This is a genomic window from Spirulina subsalsa FACHB-351, assembly GCF_026130165.1.
In the GTDB taxonomy this organism is placed as follows: Bacteria; Cyanobacteriota; Cyanobacteriia; order Cyanobacteriales; family Spirulinaceae; genus Spirulina_A; species Spirulina_A subsalsa_A.
Genome location: NZ_JAIHOM010000101.1, coordinates 1 through 18,370, shown reverse-complemented (window position 1 = coordinate 18,370; position 18,370 = coordinate 1). Strand labels below are relative to the sequence as shown.

General features: G+C 49.7%; 14 protein-coding genes. 2 read left to right on the top strand and 12 right to left on the bottom strand.

Going from position 1 to position 18,370, the window contains the following annotated elements; all coding sequences use genetic code 11:
- Positions 1–123: 123 nt before the first annotated feature.
- On the top strand, positions 124–1,386 hold the full coding sequence (locus tag K4A83_RS17195) for a Zn-dependent hydrolase (protein WP_265265881.1): 1,263 nt from the start codon (positions 124–126) through the stop codon (positions 1,384–1,386).
- 23 nt (positions 1,387–1,409) lie between these two features.
- On the opposite strand, the gene lipA is transcribed toward K4A83_RS17195, so the two are convergent.
- From lipA to K4A83_RS17170, 5 genes are all read right to left on the bottom strand, one after another.
- A complete protein-coding gene (lipA, locus tag K4A83_RS17190; RefSeq protein WP_265265880.1) occupies positions 1,410–2,324 on the bottom strand; it encodes a lipoyl synthase in 915 nt (304 codons plus the stop codon).
- A gap of 67 nt (positions 2,325–2,391) precedes the next feature.
- On the bottom strand, positions 2,392–3,585 hold the full coding sequence (locus K4A83_RS17185) for an AI-2E family transporter (protein WP_265265879.1): 1,194 nt from the start codon (positions 3,583–3,585) through the stop codon (positions 2,392–2,394).
- Between the two features lie 46 nt (positions 3,586–3,631).
- Complete coding sequence (locus K4A83_RS17180) at positions 3,632–5,209, bottom strand: dolichyl-phosphate-mannose--protein mannosyltransferase (RefSeq protein WP_265265878.1); 1,578 nt, start codon at positions 5,207–5,209, stop codon at positions 3,632–3,634.
- Between the two features lie 195 nt (positions 5,210–5,404).
- Positions 5,405–6,190 (bottom strand): class I SAM-dependent methyltransferase, encoded by a 786-nt coding sequence (locus K4A83_RS17175; RefSeq protein ID WP_265265877.1) that lies wholly within the window; start codon positions 6,188–6,190, stop codon positions 5,405–5,407.
- A gap of 90 nt (positions 6,191–6,280) precedes the next feature.
- Positions 6,281–7,093 (bottom strand): TPM domain-containing protein, encoded by an 813-nt coding sequence (locus K4A83_RS17170; protein WP_265265876.1) that lies wholly within the window; start codon positions 7,091–7,093, stop codon positions 6,281–6,283.
- Between the two features lie 491 nt (positions 7,094–7,584).
- Between K4A83_RS17170 and K4A83_RS17165 the strand changes: the two genes are divergently transcribed.
- Entirely contained in the window at positions 7,585–7,803 is a 219-nt protein-coding gene (locus K4A83_RS17165; protein ID WP_265265875.1) for a DUF4327 family protein, read from the top strand.
- Between the two features lie 250 nt (positions 7,804–8,053).
- Here K4A83_RS17165 and K4A83_RS17160 read toward each other — a convergent pair whose 3' ends face one another.
- From K4A83_RS17160 to K4A83_RS17130, 7 genes are all read right to left on the bottom strand, one after another.
- A complete protein-coding gene (locus K4A83_RS17160; protein ID WP_407810071.1) occupies positions 8,054–9,259 on the bottom strand; it encodes a protein kinase domain-containing protein in 1,206 nt (401 codons plus the stop codon).
- A 7-nt stretch (positions 9,260–9,266) separates the two neighbouring features.
- The gene (locus K4A83_RS17155) at positions 9,267–9,893 is read right to left on the bottom strand and encodes a chemotaxis protein CheC (RefSeq protein WP_265265873.1); all 627 of its coding nucleotides are present in this window, start codon (positions 9,891–9,893) and stop codon (positions 9,267–9,269) included.
- A gap of 47 nt (positions 9,894–9,940) precedes the next feature.
- A complete protein-coding gene (locus tag K4A83_RS17150; protein ID WP_265265872.1) occupies positions 9,941–11,005 on the bottom strand; it encodes a protein-glutamate methylesterase/protein-glutamine glutaminase in 1,065 nt (354 codons plus the stop codon).
- Positions 11,002–11,925, bottom strand: coding sequence for a CheR family methyltransferase (locus tag K4A83_RS17145; protein ID WP_265265871.1), 924 nt, complete (start codon positions 11,923–11,925; stop codon positions 11,002–11,004). Before K4A83_RS17145 ends, K4A83_RS17150 begins: the two co-directional genes overlap by 4 nt.
- A gap of 65 nt (positions 11,926–11,990) precedes the next feature.
- Positions 11,991–15,236 carry a HEAT repeat domain-containing protein gene (locus K4A83_RS17140; RefSeq protein WP_265265869.1) on the bottom strand — a complete coding sequence of 1,082 codons (3,246 nt, stop codon included), beginning with the start codon at positions 15,234–15,236 and terminating at the stop codon, positions 11,991–11,993.
- A 289-nt stretch (positions 15,237–15,525) separates the two neighbouring features.
- A complete protein-coding gene (locus tag K4A83_RS17135) occupies positions 15,526–17,598 on the bottom strand; it encodes a methyl-accepting chemotaxis protein (RefSeq protein WP_265265868.1) in 2,073 nt (690 codons plus the stop codon).
- A gap of 142 nt (positions 17,599–17,740) precedes the next feature.
- Positions 17,741–18,205, bottom strand: coding sequence for a chemotaxis protein CheW (locus tag K4A83_RS17130; protein WP_265265867.1), 465 nt, complete (start codon positions 18,203–18,205; stop codon positions 17,741–17,743).
- Positions 18,206–18,370: the final 165 nt, after the last annotated feature.

The window sequence follows — 18,370 nt, the reverse complement described above, 5'->3', positions numbered from 1 at the left end:
ATATCCAATTTTCAAGGTGCTAATATCGAATAGCCTTGGTTTTCGCTTTTCGATATTTCCAATATTACCAGAAAAATACAAAGCCGTCCTTAAAGGACGGGGTTTCAGACCCAGGAGGTTTTGATGATTTTGCGTAACTCCTCCCCCTCTTTTGTGATTAATCGCGATCGCCTGATTCGGACTCTGGAACATTTAGGCTCCATTGGGGAAATCCCCAATGGGGGGGTCTGCCGTTTAGCTTACTCCCCAGAAGATATTGCAGCGCGGGAGTTAGTTCAAAAGTGGATGAGAGAAGCGGGGATGACGGTACAGATTGACAGTGCCGGGAATATTATTGGTCGTTACGAGGGGCAAAATCCCCAGGCCCCGGCTTTAGCAACAGGTTCTCACCTTGATACGGTACCCACTGGAGGGCGCTATGATGGGGCCCTGGGTATCCTCGCGGGTCTGGAAATGGTGCGGGTGCTAGGGGAAAATCAAGTGTTGTTAAACCATCCTCTGGAGGTGATTGTGTTTACCGATGAGGAAGGGACGATGATTGGTAGTAAGGCCATGTCCGGCAGTTTAGTGAATGACTCGGGCTATTATCGCCGCCCCGATGGGACTGAGATTCAAAGCTGTTTAAGGCAAGTAGGGGGAGATTGGGACAGGATTTATCAGGCCAAACGCAGTCCCCAAGCTTTGAGGGCTTTTGTGGAGTTGCACGTTGAACAGGGGCCAATTCTGGAGTCTATGGCCCAGTCGGTTGGGGTGGTGGAGGGGATTGTGGGACAACGACGCTATCAAATTATAATCGAGGGTCAAGCCAATCATGCCGGGACAACGCCCATGTATATGCGGGTGGATGCTTTGGTAACGGCGGCTAAAATTGTGTTGGCGGTGCAGGAAATTGGCAATAGTCCGGGTCAACAGGTGGCGACGGTGGGACAGTTGAATGTTTTTCCCAATGGGGTGAATGTGATTCCGGGACGGGTAGAACTGAGTCTGGATATTCGGGACTTATCGAATCGACATCTCGACGCTTTGATGGAACAATTGCGGTTTCAGTTGGAGGAAATTGCGATCGCCACCCAGTGCAAAATCTACCTCAATCCCGGTCTATACAATGAACCTGCCCTCGCAGAACCCCACATTCAACAAATCATTGCCCAAGTCTGTGAGGACTTACAACTCCCCTATACTCACCTCCCCAGTCGGGCGGGTCACGATGCCCAAGAATTAGCCCGCATCACCGACATGGGGATGATTTTTGTCCCCTCGGCCGCTGGGGTCAGTCATGCGGTGACGGAATACACCACCCCCGAAGATTGTGTAAACGGCGCTCAAGTGTTGTTAGAAACCTTTTTCAGGTTAGATCAGTATTTTGACCCACCCCAGGTGAGCTAACGCTTAAACTCCATGAAAAATGGTTAATCAGCCCCTTCCCCGGCATGATAGGAACTGCGCACCAATGGACCCGACCGAACATGATTAAAGCCCAGAGAACGGGCTAATTCCCCCAACTGGTCAAACTCTTCGGGAGTCCAGTATTTCTCCACCGGGAGATGGTCTAGAGACGGGCGCATATACTGACCTAATGTGAGGCGATCGCACCCCACCGCCCTTAAATCCCGCAACGTCTCCATAATCTCCTCTTCCGTCTCCCCATGACCCAACATTAAACCGGACTTCGTAGGAATTTCAGGATTCATGACCTTAACCATCTCCAACAGGGCTAGAGAGCGATCATACTTCGCCCCCCGTCTCACCCGGTCTTGTAAACGAGCCACCGTTTCAATATTGTGGTTATAACAAGCCGGAGCCGCCCCGACAACCTGCTCCACCCGCTCCCGTTGACTCACTGCCCCCCCCTTACCACTCCAAAAATCTGGGGTCAACACTTCAATCTGAGCCATCGGCGTTTGTTCTCGAATCGCTTCCATAGTACGGACAAACCAACTTGCTCCCCCATCGGGCAGATCATCGCGAGCCACAGAGGTTAAGACCACATAGCGCAATCCCAACAAAGCCACCGATTCAGCCACTTTTTGAGGTTCATCAGCATCCAAAGGCATGGGAGCGTGACCCTTATCCACCTGACAGAAAGCACAGGCCCGGGTACAAGTGGGCCCCATCAACAAAAAAGTGGCGGTTTTTTGGGCATAACATTCCCCCCGATTGGGACAACGCCCCTCCTCACAAATCGTGTAAATTTGCCGTTGTTTAATAATCCGTTGCACCGTAGACAAATCGCTAGCCCTACCGATGGGGCGACGAAGCCAAGGGGGAAGTGCCGTAATTTCCTTACGCCAAGTAGAAGCCGAGGAATTCTGAGAAAGCGTCATAATTTCAAGGGTTAGTATTAAGTTCGTAGTAGCGCTTCAGCGCATTGAACAAGTTCGTAGTAGCACTTCAACACCCATCCTCCAGAGATTCAGAACTTTTTGATTCATCAGAAGAAGATTCATCAGAAGAAGGAGAAAGAGCCTCCTGTGGGACTATCTCCTCCAACAGCGCGGATCCTTTTATCCCCTCCGCCTCCACCAAAAAAGCCGGCCCACTGTTCCAATGGTCTAATACATCCTTAATATAGGCTTCCTCAATCCATACTTTAGCAATCACCGCCAAAGGCAGAGCTAAAACCAAGCCCAAAAAGCCCAAAAAAGTAGTAAAAAACAATTGGGCGGCTAAGGTAGCGGCTGGGAGGAGAGAAACCTGTTTGTGCATAATCATGGGGCTAAACCAATAGCTTTCCAAATTCTGCACAATCACATACAAGACAATCACCGAAACCCCTTTTACTGGGGAGTCAAGCAGAGCAACAGACACCGGAAACACCGCACTGGCAAAGGGGCCAATATTGGGGACAAAATTAAACACCCCGGCGAGTAAAGCATGGGTGAGGACATATTGCACATCCAAGAGACTTAAGCCAAAGGCACATAAACCGGCCACAAACAGGGAGTTAAAACAAATCCCCTGCATCCAGCCCAATAAATCCACCTCACAACGGGCTAGAATCATATCCGCCCGACGACGATAAAACGAGGGGAATAGCAAGAGCAACAAATTCCGATAGGCTGGGGGATTGGCCAAAAACATCACGGTAAAGATCAGAATCAGGAGGACTTGCAACAAGACAGCCATTGAGTTGGAGAAAAAGGCTAAGACATTTTCCAACAGGTTTTGAGACAAGCTGCCAATTTGTTGAGAGAGTTCCGAGAATTTGGGGGGTTCTAGGTTAACATCAGGAAACCAAGGGGGGGGATCTCTCAACCAGTCGGTCATCCAAGTCACGAGGAGGGAGAGGCCCTCAATCACTTTGGGAATGAGTTTCTGAAACTGATTGATGAAGGGGGGGAGGACAAGGGAAATAAACAGCGTTGCCCCAATTAGGACAATGGTGAGGGCAATTAATACGGCTTTCCCCCGAGTTAACTTGATTTGTCGTTGGCTGGTTATTTGCTGAATCCAGCGTACTAGACTATTGAGTGCGATCGCCAACACCACCGCCGTAAACAACAACAGCAAAATCTGGCGAAATTGCCAGAGGATCACACAGGCGAGAATTAAACAGAGTAAACCAATCCAGTCCCCAAGTTTCACGTCGAATCAATCTCCACAAAACTACAGCCTATTCTACCTGATTGCTTTAAATCCAATTGGGGAACCACATTCGGATCTGATAGCCTTCTTTGGAGAGGGGCAAACCGAGGTAGAGAGGCAACCAGAAGTAGAAGGCTATAATCACCACGGCGATCGCACCTAAACCCAAATAGCGGTATAAGAGGCGGGGATGATGCAGCCAATTGTCAATGATCCAGGCCAAGGCAAGGGTAGCAAAAACCGACGCTCCCATATAGTGGTAAATGAAGACACACCGAGAAACTTTCATCCAAGGCAGGAGATTCGCGCCATAGTTCACCACCACATAAAGCACTAAACCCATGGGCAAACTGAGGCTAGATTTCCCGATTTTCCCCGTCCAACCTTGTTGCACCACAACCAGAATTAACAACAGGATCGCCGCGCTGGAAAACCACCATAAAAAGGGGTTGCCAATGGCGTGAACATCATAAATTGTGGAGCCAATGCCGGGGGGGAGGGGAGGATAGGCGGGAATCATCTCCTCCGGGTTCTGGGTTGTATGGTAAAAATAGGCCACAGGTCGCCACATCAGGGGCCAACTATACCAAGGGGAACAGTAGGGGTGAACATCGGGACCACTGCCGACAGCTTGATGAAACCGTAGAATCTTACGGTGCATTTCCCAGAAACCCGGCTGAGGATTCATGATTAAGTGAGGAATCCAAGTCATGGTATAGGTGACGACCGGAATCAACAGCCAATAAAAGAGAATGTGGAGAAGGTTGAGTTGGGTGAGGTTTTGGAGGGGGGTGGCCGAGTTGAGGGGGAAACTGTGGGAGGAGTAGAGGGAATAGTTATGAGCAGCACGGCCGCGATTCCAACGCAATAACCAAGCGATCAACCAAATTAAATAGAGTCCAAGGAGGAAGGCTAAACCATTCCACTTGATGGCCGCCGATAGACCACAAAAAGCACCGGAGAGGGCGAGGTGCTGACGACGGGTGAGGGGGCGGCGTTCAGTCCAAGCGACGGAAACGCGATCGCTGATGCGGCGAATCCAGCGAAAGCGCCCCCTCTGGTAATGGCGAAAGCGTCGAGGACTGGGACGATGACGAGCTTGGGGGGGACTGTGGAGGGCGAGGAAACAAAACAGATGACCTAATAAGCCAAATAAAACGAGATAAACGTTATTGAGGCCATAGCGGGATTCCACGAGGAATAGACCATCAAGGGCGGCAAACAGGGCGACTATGATGCCATAGGAGCGTTGGAGGGTGATTTGATAGGCGATCGCACCCATCACCACCGGAATAAAAGATCCCGTCACAGCATTGAGCCACCGATAACTAAAGGTCGAACGGATAGACCCCGTTAAACTGTTAGTGACATCCTGACCAAAGGGTAAATGGGAACCTAACCACATTCCCACCGCAATAATCAATTGACTTAGGGGGGGATGAGCATTATAAACTGATTCCCCGATTAAGTAGCGATTGGCAAAGACAGGATAATAAACCTCATCAAAGACCAAAGTATTAAATTTTTCAATCTGCCAAAACCGCAAGACCCAGGAGAAAACAAAAATACTCGTCAGGGCGAGTTTAAACCAAGGAATCGTTAAGGGCTGTTTCTCTAAATTCATTGCCAGTTATAGCTCCGCGAGGTTCAGACTGTAGCCCTCTTGATTACCAATACTTTATCAGCACACCCGACTAACGCCGACGGCACGCTAGATGTAATCACCATAGCAAGAACTGGATCCCCTTGGGTTTTTCTGGATCCCCAACCATGAGGAAATGGAGAACGGAATGCTCCTAGAGTCAGCGTCGGGAGGAGGTCATTCCCCTTTCGGCTTCACCAGAATGCCCATATATTTCTGCTCCTTGCGTACCACTAGGGGATCTCCCTGAACTTGATTCGCAAAATCCCGAAAGGCCACATTATCCCCAATATCATCAGAGATCAAAAAACCACCCGGTCTGAGTGCCTGCCATAACAGAGGGTAAGCCCACATCCTCCCCTCATAGCTCTTATCGCTGTCATAGTGACATAGATCAATTTCCCCCAATCGTTGAATCCCTTGGGGTAGCCCTTGTCTATCCGCCAAGCGAATCAGATGCCAATTTTGCTTGAACTCTGCCGGAACGACACAGCCCACATAAGGATCATTATTCCGTTTCCGATAGGGCATATCTGTACTGACCAACTGAGATCCCGGACGGTTTTTCAGGGAAAGTAAGAAGGCCAAAGAAGACCAACCATAGGCCACTCCCGTTTCAATCACCCGTACCGCCTGAAGATACTCCGCAGAATAATAAAGAAGTTCAACATTGCCCGCTCCTCCCATCAGGACAGAACAACGGCTTTCTCTTTGGATTGCCTCTTGCCACAGGTCTGGAAATAATTCCTCTAACGGGGTGACACGGGTCATCCCGATTAACTGTTCCAGCCCCCTAGGAGTGTCCAGACTACGTTCCTCGCACCATGACACCATTTCCTCTGAAGAATCTTCGGTTTTGGTCGCACCGAGGAAAAATTGCCCAAGTGCCAAACGAACCAACTCAGGATAGAGTGGAGGCCGCTGTAAGAACCACAACAAAGTTTGCAATTTAGAGCGAATCATGATAGAACCTCGCGAGACTTAACCCACAATCTAGCTCAGGTTAAGTTCCACGAGGCTTTAATGAAATCTTTAGATTTTCGATTTTCGCCGCTAATCCATTTCCGGTTCTGAGGAGAGGGAACGGTTCATCATCGGGGAAAGATAGGCCACCAGAAAACCGAGAGTAAACCCTAAAACGTTGCGGAAAACGGGCAACCAATCCGCCGTCCTTGTTACGACGGGTCCTAAACCGAAGGCAATAAACAAAATACCCCACAGAGGAGAGAAAATTAACGCCCACTGCCACGCAATTACTTGATCTTTCTGACGGGGAACAGAAGCTAACCCACAAATCACCCCGCCTAAAATGGAGGTGATGAGGGTTAAAATCCACTGCTCTCTGGGCAGTCCGGGGACAACATTACAGCCTCCCTCTCTAAGACAGGAGGAAACGGCATCTAAGGCATTGACAATGGAGTTATTTTCCCCATTTTCTCGCACATAGTAGAGGTTGCCGAAGCGGGTTTGTAATTCTACCCAGAAGGTACGGGGCAAAAAGTTGTAAAGTTCATCCCCTACGTTAAAGGCTAAGAGATTGCCCCCTCGGGCATCGGCCACGAGCAGAACACTGCGATCATCTAATCCCCAATACTCTTTGACGGAACGACCGGGGGTTTGGTCGTATTGGGTCAGAACTCGCAGTTTCCATCCTGTTTCTTTTTCAAAGTTATCAATTTGTTTAATCAAGGATTCTTCTTGCAGGGTGGGCAAGAAGTTAGCTAGGTCAATGACGGGAGTTTCAATATCAGGTAAGAGGGCGGGGTTATCAACGGCCTTGGCCGGGGAGGCAATAGACCAAGTGGACAAGGCAACGCAAGCTACAAGGAGAGCAGTAAAAAGACGTTGTATCAAACGGTTTGGCATTGCGAGGCTACCTAAAATTTCTCTAATGTGAACAAATTTTGCAATATAAGTGGCATTTCTTAACACTTGTTCACTTTATTTTAAGGAAAGAACGGGATTTTGTAACATTTTGTGTAATTTTTTTTTAAGATTGAGGGGGCAATGCTCGGAAGGAAAGGGTTTGAGCGATTCTCAGCCGAGTTGGATTCTGGGGAGGGAGTTGACTCTCCCGCCGTTTTTTGTGCAATTTTTTCTCCCAGAGGTCAAATAGGCTAAAATGCTTATGCAATCATGATCCCCGCCCTAAAGAAAGGGGTGGAAGGGGCAACAATGGGCTAAAAATTTCCGGTTGGGACTTGCCGAAATCCCCTGTTATGCGTTACAAAGAATCTAAGTACTTTTTCCTTTGCCCCTTAACCTCCTCACTTGATCTAACTCAATACGGTCTACTGTTAAAGCTGAGGAACAAGTACAGGGATATTAGTAAAACTGATTTTTAGTAAGTTGAGGATATGACTCAAAAAGTTGCTCACCCCATGGTGAAGTTTCAGCGTAAGGTGCGCTCCTTGGTGGATTCCAAAATCCTGAAACCCCATGATAGTATCTGGAAAATTGCCTTCCTTTATGGCGATGATTGGTCATATTGGAAGAATGAATTGCTGGAGTTTGGTTTTTCCATGCAGGATCCGGTGCATGATTTGTTAGTTGTTGAAGAGTGGGATGAGGAGTAATCTCCCAACTTTGGTCGGTTCTGGGTTGTTCGGACTGTACAAGTTTACTCTGAACGGTCACTCAGGACATGACGGGGATAAATCCCCCCCGAATATGCCATTGATCAGGACTATCCATTGATCCAAATTTTCAATCTAATGATCCAAATTTTCAATCTAAGTTGTGGAAATGTGCAATCTTGATTATCAACCTGCTTGATTATCAACCTGATGAGATAGACTTTTGCCTAGAGTTTGTTTTCTCACAAGCTCATAAACAAGTGCTAAGAGCCTTTACCACGTCTTGGGCGGTTTGGTAACGGTTCTTGAGTTGAGGTTCAGCGATTTTGTGGACGACTTCGCACAGTTGCGGGGTCAGTGTGGGCAGATGGCTAACCTCTAGACGATATTCGTGGCCCTGATGTTGATAAAAATGCAAAGGGGATTGACCTGTGAGGAGGAAAATCAAGGTCGGGGCGATCGCGAATAAATCAGACTGGGGGCAAGGTTGCCCCCGGTCTTGCTCTGGGGCGCTATACCCTTCTGCACCGATGCGCGTGCCGAGGGGGGTTCCGATTTCTTTGACGGCTCCGAAATCTAACAGGACAATGCGTTGATCCCGTTGGCGGAGCATTAAGTTCGCGGGTTTAACATCACGATGAACGAGGGGAGGATTGAGGTCGTGCAGATATTGTAAAATTGCGCAGGTTTGAATCATCCAAGGAATGGCCACTCTCGGGGGGACGACCCCGTTTTGATAGATGCGTTGTTCTAAATTTTCCCCATGAACTAATTCCATCGCCAAATACTTTTTATTGCGATCCACGAAAAAATCGTAGTAGCGGGGGATGCCGTCATGGGTCAGGGATTGTAGAATGCGGGCTTCTCGTTCAAAGAGTTCCTGGGCCTTAGCATTCTGAGCCAGATCCGCGTTCATTTCTTTGAGAACCAACAGGATGGGTTTTCCGGTGATAGTGCCTTGTTTATCCCAAGCGAGGTAGGTGGTTCCCATGCCCCCTTGACCCAGAACCCGTAAAACTTGATACTGGCGGATGAATTCCTCTTGGTCTACCCGAGGTTCCCCACAATGGATACAAAAGAGGGTGTCGGGGGGATTATTGGCGTGGGTACATTGGAGTTGGGGGGGCGCTTGTAGGGCAATATGAAAACGGGGACCTCCTTTAGCCAGTTGAACGACTACATTATTGGCTAAAGCGACTTGAGAGACAGGCATCCCATTGAGAAACGTTCCATTGGCCCCGTGATTGATTAAAACCCAACGCTGGGGGGACTGACGACGCAATTCGAGATGGTAGCGCGACACTTCCACCGGATCCGTTAGGACGACATCATTATCAGGCGCTCGACCAATACGAATCCGGGCGGGATCTCTAAACTGCCATTGCCCGACAGGGTGCTTCTCCTGGGGAGACGCTCCGGGAATGTTATAAGAATCTAAAAGGGTGAGGGTAATAATCATCGATTCAGGGTGAATGGAGACAAAAAGAGGCCTCAATCCCCCGAATTAAACTAGAGAGGGAGGCAACACCAGACACCAACATCATATAACTGTCCACTGCCGTATCACAAAGGCGAAAGGTGGTTTTAACCAGTAATACATAACGGACTTCATGGCGACTCAGAATCAAATGATTGAGTATGGCCTGCATGGAATTCATTTCAAAAGAGGGTACCCCAAAGGTGATGGGCTGACCGAGCAGTTGATCTAACATCCGTAAATAGGCCGTCAATAAAATATTCCCCACCTCTGTTAAGACTTCACAGGCCGAAAGATTTAACTGGTCGAGGGGGTAAATCATGCCGTGAGTTTGTAGGAGGTTGGTTAATTGAACGGCAGCATGATAATCAAAGGAGAGTAAAGCGTCCCCATTAATTCCCCCCTCAAAACTATGCCGAATGACGGCCACCTCATCCTGTAAGGTGTTAGTAAACTCCGTATGGAGGAAACTGAGGGGGTATAGGGCGACTTCTGCCACTTCTAACACCACGGGAGAGCCAATCAGGTGGGAGAGGGAAGCCGCCGTCCGACGAGATAAAGCGATTTTAATAAAACGAGTTAATACTTCCTGTTGTTTGTCTGTCAGTAGCATAGTCAGAATCCCTTAAATTGATGATGGAGAACGTAAACGGTAAGCGATTAAACCCCTGACAGTGCTAGATTAATCAAGGTGCTGGGTAGATATTGAAGGGAAATCCGGCGATCGCTTAATCCCGCCTCCACCACGGAACGGGGCATCCCATAGACCACACAACTGGATTCATCTTCGGTATAAACTACCCCCCCGTGGGACTTAATCCAAGCACAGCCTTGTTTACCATCAGACCCCATCCCCGTCATCACCACCCCTAACAAGTGAGGCCCATAGACCTCGGCCGCCGATTGAAAGAGAACATCTACACTGGGACGATGGAGCATATCAAAGGGGCGGGCTTCCAAATGGGCCAACACCTGACCATCGACATGACGAATAAAGGTTAAATGGCGACCAGCCGGGGCAATCATCACCCGTCCGGGGCGCACCACATCCCCCTCAGCGGCCTCAATCACTTCTAACGCGGAAAGACCATTGAGACGTTCAGCATACATTTTGGTGTAGCCAATGGGCATATGAAGCACCACAGCAATGGGTAAAGGGAAATCCGCCGGGAGTTGGGGAATGGCATAGGCTAAAGCTTGGGGGCCTCCGGTGGAAATGCCAATCACAATCATTTCCAAGGCTTGGGAGATCACAGGAGGAGAAACCGTGGGTTTTTCTGGGACAATGACAGAACTTGGGGATTGAACGGGGAGACGATTGAGAGGAACATGGGCAGCCGCTTTGACTTTCTCGATTAACTCGTCACTAATGTCGTACATTTTATCGGTGGCTAAAGCGGTGGGTTTTTGGACAAAATCCACGGCTCCGGCATCTAAGGCCGCGAGAACTCGTTCCCCACCCTCATCGGCAATACTCACTACGACTACCGGAATGGGATGTTTAGCCATTTGTTGTTTTAAAAACTCCACCCCTTCCATTTCCGGCATGATTAAATCGAGGGTGACAACATCGGGCTTGAGTTTTTCAATTTGTTCTAGGGCATCTTTGCCATCATGAGCCGTTCCCACGACTTCGATAAAGGGACTGCGGGAGAGCATTTGTCGAACAACTTTCCGCACATAGGCGGAATCATCCACAATTAAAACCCGAATGATTTTACTCACGAGATACTCCTTTCTTGCTCTGTAGATTTGACATAAATAAATGCTCCCCCCATCTCTTTTAACTCAAATGGAGTCTTGAGTTTTAAGAGGGACTCCGATGTACTGATGGATAAGCAGCTGGGGGAAGGCATAAAGTCATAAAAGTGATTGACTGTGTTTTCAATGGCTTGTTCAGAAAAATAAATAAAGACATTGCGACAAAAGATAAAGTTAGCCCTAGCTAAGGTACTAAATTCCCAAACGTTCATTAAGTTTGCCACAGACCACTTAATTCTTTTGTGTAGTGATTCATCGATTTTCCAAGCTTTTTGGTCTTTTCTAATTGGATCGACAATTTCCATAAAATACTTGGATTGTAAGCGAGGGGAAAGGACACGAAATGACCGTTCTCGATAAATGCCTTCACGGGCAGCCCTGATCGCCTTAGATGAAGCATCGCTGGCAAAAATTTGAATGTTACACTTTTGAAACCAACCTGCTTCATTTAAAGCCATGGCAATGGTCAGGGGTTCTTCTCCCGTAGAACAAGCGGCACTCCAAATCCGAAAAGTATCTTTTCGACTCAGGGTAAACCATTGGGGAAGAATGATATTGACGAGGGTTTCAATGGGGTCAATTTCTCTCCAAAAAAAGGTTTCTGGAACGGCTAAAGCATTCATCAAATGTCCCCATTCCTCATGGGCATTGGAGTCATATTTAAGGAAATAGTAGTAGTCTAAAAAAGAAGTTAGACTACATTCCTGTAAGCGAGGAATTAGTTTGTCTCCTAACATTTCTCGCTTACTTGACTCGTAATAAAGACCTGATTTTTCATGAATCAAATCGCGCAAAATAATGAAGGTACTTTCATTCAATTCAACTGTTTCTTTCCAACTGGATAAACGAAGTTTATTGATATCTTGCCATTTATCATGAGTCATCCGTCGGTCCTACTGTAATAAGTAATGGTCAGGTACAAGGTTAATAAGAGGAAGACAGACCTAATTTAGGACGAGTGTAAGAGTCGTTGGGCGGCACGACGCACAGCTGGGGAGGGGTCAGTTCGGGTTAGCATAGCCAATTGTTCGATACAGGAACGATTGCCGAGGGCAATGAGGGCGCTAACGGCGGCTAAACGCACGCCAGATTCTCGGTCATGGAGGGCGGCGATCAGAAATTCTGAGGCATAGGGATGTTTAAGCCGTTTCAAAATTTCGACCACGGAACACCGGATGATGGTGTGGACATGATTGAGTCCCTTGGCGACGGCCTCGATATATTCGAGTTTGGCGGTGTTGGGGTGGTTGCCCCGTTGGGCGAGGGCGTTGATACAGGCTTCTCGATTGCTGGGGTCGAGGGTGAGTTCTAGGAGGGCGGCGATCGCATCGGGGGTAGCCATGCGGGAGAGGGAGTCAATGGCCGCGTGAACCACCTTGGTTTCCGGATCTGCTGCCACCATCCATTGTAAGGCTAGGCCGGCATCGGTATCCCCCCGTTCTCGGAAGGCTTGGATGGCATCGAGACGCCGTTCTGGATTGGGAGAATTCAAGCCAGTCATGAGGGCGGAAACGGCGTTGGGGTGGTCAATTTGCCCCAAGGCTAAGAGGGCAGCCCGGGCAATATCGGGGTCGTTGTTCTCATCTTCGCTGAGTTGGATTAAGAGGGGGATTATGTCCTCATGACCGAGTTGCCCCAAGGTTTTGGCGGCGGCGGCCCGCACGGGATTGGCCGGATCTTCCTGAATCAAGGTTTTGAGTCGGGGGAGAAGTTGGTCAATCATGGTCAACCTTGCGGGGGTGTCGCCCATTTCTCCCAGCCAGCGCCCAAGGGAGCGCACGGCTTGATAGCGAACCCAAGCTTCTGAATCTTCTAAGGCTTGGCGTAAATGCTCGAACAGTTCCGGGGTGAGTGCTGAGGGGGTTAAGATCCCTAACTCACCCAAGGCGTGAGCCGCCACGGCCCGGACTCCGGGGGTTTCTTGGGTGAGCGATCGCACCAAAACCCCAAATACCCGGTCATCTTCCAAATAGGGCAGATGTTCAATCACCGCCCGCCGTACTCGTTCTTCAGGATCTTCTAAACAATCAAACAGGGGAGCAATACATTCAGGAAAGGCGAAATAACCCGCGATTTTGACGGCTGATTCTCGAACCCAGGGATTCTCGTCTTTTAACATCGGTAGAATGCGCTGGGCCATAGCCGGGTGTCCCAAGGAATTGAGGGCAGCAATCGCTGCTAAACGCACAGCCGATTCTGGGTGTCCCATCAAACTCAACAGGGAGTCAAAGGCCTTTTGATCCCCAATTTGGGCTAAAGCGGCCGCTGTCACCATGACCAGTTCTGAATCTTCACTCAATAACTGCGTCAAGGCATCCACCGCCCGAGGGCTGCCAATGCGCCCCAAGGCATCGGCCGCTAATTTGCGAGTTTCGAGATCCGGAGACTCTAACTGTTGAACTAATAAATCCGTCACCCGCCCCCGAGAACGGTTATTCCGCCCATAGCGAATCATGGCCGATTGGACTAATTCTCGCACCGCAGGCGCTTCTAACAGGCTTGCTAAAGCGCGTTCGATCTTCTCTCCTTCCAAAGACCCCAACAGGACGACTAAAGCCGTCAGTTGTTGATCGGAGGCCTCGGGGAGAACAGCTAGAATGTTGTCAATGCCTTCTTCTCGGATGCCCTGACAGGCTAAATCGGCAATAACATCCCCTTCGCCGTAAATCGTTTGATAGCGTTGGGAAATTTTGGCGATCGCCCCGGCAATACTCAACACTTGGGCCTTGGACAGATTCAACTGTTCCGCCATCGCCACCACCACATCCGCATCCCCTAATTCCCCCAACACCTCCATCACCTGATCCGCCAGTAACTCATCGTCCACTAAAGGCAGCAAACGACTGGCAACCGTACTATCTCCAATACGCATTAAGGCTTCCAGTGCCGGAAATGCCAAGAAAAAATCTCCACCCCGGGCAATTTCGCACAACTCATCAATCGCCTCCGTGGCTTGGAGATGCCCCAACGCCTCAATCACATGATACCGAACATTTGTATCCTGATCCTTTAAGGCCTCCCGTAAGGCTGGAATAGCCCGTCCATCGTGGCGTTCTCCCAAAGCCAAGGCCGCATAAATGCGCAGATCCACATCGGGATCCTGTAAACAGTCAATCAGGGCTGGAATGGGGTCCACATGGCTCAACACCAGCACCTGCAACACACTATTTAAAACATTGGGATTACGGTGTTGTTCCCGCAGCAGACGCAATAAATCCGCCGTCAAATCGGGATTATTTTGTAGAGCCAGATTATCCACCGCCTCCCGACGAACTCGCCAGTTGAGAGTATTTTGTAACAGGGGTACCAGAGAAGGCGCAATGGAGGGATCCCCAATGCGCATCAAGGCATCTAAGGCTGGGAAGGCGAGGAAAAAATCTCCCGATCCCGCAATGCGCACCAACTCCTCCACCGCCTCTCGGGCTTGTAAATGTCCCAAAGCATCAATGGCGTGATAGCAGACATTCTGATCGGAATCTTGCAGCGCCTTAATTAAGGCGGGGATCGCCCGGGGATCCTTGCGTTCCCCCAAGGCCAAGGTCGAATAAATGCGTAACTCCACATCTTCCTCTTGCAAACATTCCAGCAAGGCCGGAACCGGATCCACTTGGGACAACTTTAAAACCTGTAACACGCTATTTAAGATATTGGGGTTACGGTGTTCCCGACGGAGGAGGGTTAATAATTCTTGGGTAATTTGGGGTTGAGAGGACTTCGCCCAATGATCGACAATTTGCGATCGCACTTGAGGCGGACTTTGATCCAACAGGGATAAAGTATCTTCCAAGGACTCCGGGATTTGTTTTGGGGCGGCCAACTGTTCCGCCAACACCCGTTCCTCAATCAAGCGTTCCGTCACATCTTCTAGGGTGACAATAGTTCCAATCACCTCATCGCGATCGCGCAACGGAGCAATCGTCACCCGTTGCTGCATCTTATCAAAATAGGGCGAAGGTCTTTGAGAAGGACAAGGAATGAGATAGTGATGCAAGGCCGGAGCCAAGGTTTCAATCACCCCCTCCTTCAGCACTCGTTGAAACCGTTCCAACAGCCCCCGAGCAGCCAAATCCGGAATCAAATCCATTAAAGGCTTGCCATAAACTTGCTCCCCTTTCAACCCGGTCATAGCAACCAGCGTTGCATCCCAAGAGCGAATGAGTAAATGGGCATCCGTCGTAAAAATACTAATAGTCATAGTTGATTATGGGCAGAGGATAGTGAATAGTGGGTCAGTGCCAGTAGCTAGGGTTTGCTGAATAGCTCGGGGAGTCAGGGAGAGGGGGAGCAGGGGAGTCGGGTGTAATGTCATTGACTAACTTTGACTAACTTTAGCCAGAAACCGGGTTGCATTCATTGTCTAGTTTTCTCGATACACCCCAGCAAAAACCCGGTTTCTCATGTCAATTATCAATTCCCTATTCCCTATTCCCTATTCCCTCACTGTTCCCTAGGGAAAAACCCAGTGAGACAAGGCTATCTAGGACCTATGGATTCCCCAGCGTGCGAATCATCGATAACTGCTGATTCACCAACGTCTTAGACTCCTGTAAACCTTGAGCGCCCCGAGATGAAAACAGTTGTACATCACGCAACAACTGCTGAACGCGATTCGCCACCGCCGAATGTTCCAAATTGCTCGCCGAAATCAAGCGAATTTGTTTAACAATATTTTGACTCGACAGCATCATGTCCTGAATAGCGCGGTTTTGTTCCCTCATCGCCTTCGCCACCTGCTCCGATTGTACCCGCATACTATCCGTCGCCTTATTCAGTTGTAGGGCGCTCGTCGTCTGTTCCTGCATCGATTGCGTCACCCCATTAATCAAGCGCACCAACCGTTCCGCCTCCTGAGAAATTTGATCCCCCGCCAGAGACTGTTCCTGCAAAGCCCGGGATGTCGTCCCAATACCCCGCCGCATCAACTCAATAGCCTGCATAATTTGGGTAGTCCCCTTGGCCTGCTCATTGGCCGCCTTGCGCACTTGTGTCGCCAAATTATTGGTATTTTGCGCCGCCTTAATCACATCTCGCGCCGCCCGGGCCTGTTCCCGCATTGCCTGATTCACCTGTTGGCTAATCTGACGCATTTGTTGGGTCGATTGCACAATTCGTTCCGAGGCCTTCGCCTGTTCAATAGTCGCCCGGCTCACTTCTTTGGCTTGGGTGACAGTGGCATTAATCGCCTTCACCACCGTTTGCCCGGCCACTAACTGCTCTTCCGAGGCATTAGAAATCTGACTCACCAACTTGGTGGTTTCTTCCACCCCAGTCAGGATTTTTTTCAACCCCTCGGCCCCATCTTCCGCCAAGCGCCCACTATCTTCAGCCACTCGCACTCCCTCACTGGAAGTATTCACCGCCTCCTGCACCACATTTTGTAACCCCTTAATAATGGCCCCAATATCAGAAGTCGCTTGAGCCGCTCGGTCTGCTAGATTGCGAATTTCCTCCGCCACCACCGCAAAGCCCCGCCCCGCATCTCCTGCTCTTGCCGCTTCAATGGAGGCATTGAGGGACAATAAATTAGTCCGTTCGGCGATTAAATTAATCGTGTCCACAATGGAACTAATTTCCGTCGTGCGTTTGCCCATATCCCGAATCACATCAGCCGACTGCACCATAGACTGGCGCACCCGTCCTAAGCCTTGAATAGCCTTTTCGACCGTTGCCCCCCCCACTTCGGCATCCCGCGCCATACGTTGGGTCAGTTCATCGGCCTTTTGGGTTAAGGTAGACACCGAGCGAATAGAACGGTCCAATTCTTCGGCACTGGTGGCCGCATTGGTGGCCGCTTCGCTGATTCTTTCGCTATTTTGGGCAACCCCTTGAATCGACTGCGCCATTTCCTCAATGGAACTGGCCACATCTTCCACCGTCACCGTTAAATTCTCGGTACTGGCGGAAACCTGTTCAATGGAGGCCGCCATTTCATTAATCGAGGAGGTGGTTTCTTCTGAGGCCGCCGTCATATCATCGGCATTTTGGGCGACACCTTGGATAGAACTATTCATTTCTTCCACCGAGGCCGCCGTTTGATTGACCGCCGAGGCGAGGTTTTCGGTGTCGTTACTGACACTTTTAATGGAGGCGGCTACTTCCGTCATAGAAGCCGTCACCTGTTGGGCTGAGGCGGCCATGTCTTGGGAGGTTTCGGCGACGTTTTTGGTGTTGGCACTGCTTTCGGTAATGGAGCTACTGACCTGTCGGATAGCCGTGGCCAGTTCTGTGCTACTCCCGGTTACTTGTTCCACGGAGGCCGCAATTTCATTGATGGAGGACACCATCTGCTCGGTGGAATCGGCGACGGATTGGGCTTGATTGGCTGTGTCTTTTAAGGAGGTCGCAATTTCAACAATACTGGTTGTAGCATCCTCAATCGTTTGGGTTTGCTTGTGGTTGTCTTGGTCAAGTTGGTTGAGTAAGCCACTCAGTTCTTGCACCCCTTGATTCATTTGGGCGGCTGTTGCTGCCATGATGGGTTTCAGGTCTGGGGGGGAGGCTAGTCCTTTGCCGTTGTTGGGTTTGGCGGGTTTGGTGGAGTGACGATTTTTAGCCATGAGTCAGAAAAACTCCTTTGGTAATGGATATTGAGGGAATGGGGTGTTCAGGGTTAAGGGTTGGCTTTTTCCTTGAGGGAATGGATGTATTAGGAAGACTATCCCGCCCTCGCTTGGGAAGAGGAAACCAGATGGGGGCTATCTAGGATAAGACGGATAAACTGGAGTCGGGCATTTCAAACACCTCTTCGACCTTCAGAATCAGAATAATCCGTTCTCCGAGGGTGGCAATTCCGGCTAAGTAGTGACCACTTAACCCGGAAATTTCTTCGTTGGGGGGTTGGATGGCATTCTCAGGAATCACGATAAATTCCCGGGCGGTGTCTACAATTAACCCAATGGTGCGGTTTTGACTTTGGGTGACGATTAACCGGGTGCGTAAGTTGTAGGGGATTTTCTCGAAACCAAAACGAACCCGGAGGTTAATCACAGGAATCACTTGACCTCGGGAAAATACTACTCCTTCGACAAAGTGGGGCGCATTGGGAACGGGGGTGATTCTATCGACCATTTCCATTTGCTGCACGGCTTGGGATGAAATGGCATACAGGGTATCGGCTAGTTCAAAGATGATAAAGGCTTCGTTGGGGCTGGATGAGTTGGACATAATTAGCTGTGAATAAGGTGTCGGGAATTGGGTGTCGGGAATAGGTAAGAGGCAATCTTGACCAGTTAAGACCCAAAGTTAGAAGTCAAGAGCATTCCTTCGGAACGCTGCGCGAACGGGAGTCGGGAGTCGGGAGTCGGGGAGCGGGGGAGCGGGGGAGCCGGG